The sequence below is a fragment of the Nonomuraea candida genome (assembly GCF_000725485.1).
In the GTDB taxonomy this organism is placed as follows: domain Bacteria; phylum Actinomycetota; class Actinomycetes; order Streptosporangiales; family Streptosporangiaceae; genus Nonomuraea; species Nonomuraea candida.
In genome coordinates, this window is record NZ_JOAG01000121.1 from 1 (window position 1) to 1879 (window position 1879).

The 1879-nt window shown below is 67.3% G+C and carries 1 protein-coding gene; it reads right to left on the minus strand.

Annotation, left to right across the window (positions count from 1 at the left end):
* Positions 1-14: 14 nt before the first annotated feature.
* Positions 15-1879 (minus strand): ISAzo13 family transposase (locus IO39_RS53765; RefSeq protein ID WP_043637573.1); only part of this gene is annotated, 1865 nt, incomplete at its 5' end.

The following is a 1879-nucleotide window of genomic DNA, read 5'->3' on the forward strand; positions in this document are numbered from 1 at the left end:
GTGGCTGCCAAAAATCAACATGCTGGTTTTCCTGGGTCGGCATGCTCGTGTGGTGGGTCGGTCGAGGCGAGGAGGGCGGCGGCCGAGGCGTAGCGGTGGTCGGCGGGGGTGATCGCGGGGCCGTGGGTGCAGAGGATGGGCAGGACGTCGTTGATCGCGTTCCACAGGGTGCTACGACTGATGTCGAACAGTTCGGCGAGGGTGTCGAGGGTGCAGACGCGGCGCTGGTAGAGGATCGTGGCGAGGATCCGATCGCCGTCAGTGATCTTTTGTCGGAACACTCCGCCTCGGGAACCGGGGCGGCGGTTGCCTCCGCGTTGGCGGTGGCGGCGCTGTTCGATCGCGGCGGCGTAGGGCACGATCAATTTCTCGAGCATGGTGTCCAGCGTCTTGCGACTCATGCCGGTCAGGTGCGGGTCGGTCAACGCATGACGGGTCGGGCTCGCCGGAACGTGCGAGGCCGGGTCGGTGCCGATGGCCCAGGCGCGTAGGTCGTCTGCTCGGGTGAAGTAGCGGACGACGGCCGGGGTGATGTTGATTTTCTGCTCGTCCAGGAGTTGCCGGGTGGCTTTGATTGCCTGGCTGACCGTGACGGGGTTGATCCCGAGCAGGTCACACAGCACTTTCTGCGGGCAGACCTGCCGCAGGTAGATGACAGTGATCAGGACCTCGTCCGAGCTGGACAGCAGTGCTCGGCTGCGGCCGGTGGTGGCCACCCGCCGGCCGCCGCGCAGCACGAACCGGCCTTGCTCGGCCCGGGCCTCCTGGGCCGGGGCGAGCCGGGCGCGCAGCGCGTCGAGTTCGTCGCTGCTCATGCCGGTCAGGCGGGGGCCGGCGAGCAGCTGCATGGTCTGGGCTCGGGCCGTGGCTCGCTGATCGGCACGCAGCGGGACGGCCTGCCCGCCCTTCGGGGCGATGCTGTAGTTCCAGGCTCCGTGGTTGGGATGGGCGGTGATGGGCAGGGCCTGGAGCTGGTCGCGGCTGACCGAGACTCCGGTCGGATAGGAGTCGGGATCGAGGGCGGCCTCGACCCTCAGCCCAGCCGAGGTCGTGGTCGCCGCGATCGTGTTGAGGACGACTTGGTGGCTGGTCAACGGCCGTCCGCGCCAGTTCATCGTGATGTGTGAGAACAACCGGTGCTCGATCTTGTTCCACTTCGAGGTGCCAGGAGGGAAGTGGCAGACCGTGACCGTCAGTCCGGCCTCGGCGGCGAATGCGGCCAGTTCGGCTTTCCAGAGCCGGTAACGATAGCTGTTGGAACCGCCCGCATCCGCGGTGATCAGCAACCGAGATGCGCTCGGATAGTCGGCATGGCCACGCGCCTGCCACCAGCGGCGGATCGAGGCGACCGCGAACGCCGCGGTGTCGTGGTCGACTCCGACATTCACCCAGCCCGTGTTGGCGGTCATGTCGTAGATCCCGTAGGGCACCACCGTCTCGACGTTCGGGCCGATCACCGGCTCGCCCGACGCCTGATGCTCCTTGACCTGCTCGTTGATGTAGCGGAACTGTGCGTCCCGATCAGGATGCTGATCGCCTTCCAACGTCTTGGCGGTGCCTTGCAGGCTGAATAAGTTCGCCTTCAACAGCCGGCCCACCGTTGGCGCGGTCACCCGATGCCCCTGCCGGGACAACTCCGCAGCCAGATGCCGAAGCGACTTCGTCGTCCACCGCAGCGGTGATTCGGGATCTCCGCGCTCGTCCGGCTCGACCAGCCCCATCAACGCTGGAAGCAGCAGTGAATCAACAGCCTCGGCCCGCCATCTGCCGCCCCCTGCGCGCCTGACCCGCCCATCAGGCAGCGGTTCAGCACCGGACTCGAGCTCGAGCACGCCCTTGCGGACCGTGGTCTCGCTGACCCCAGCCACCCGCGCGACTA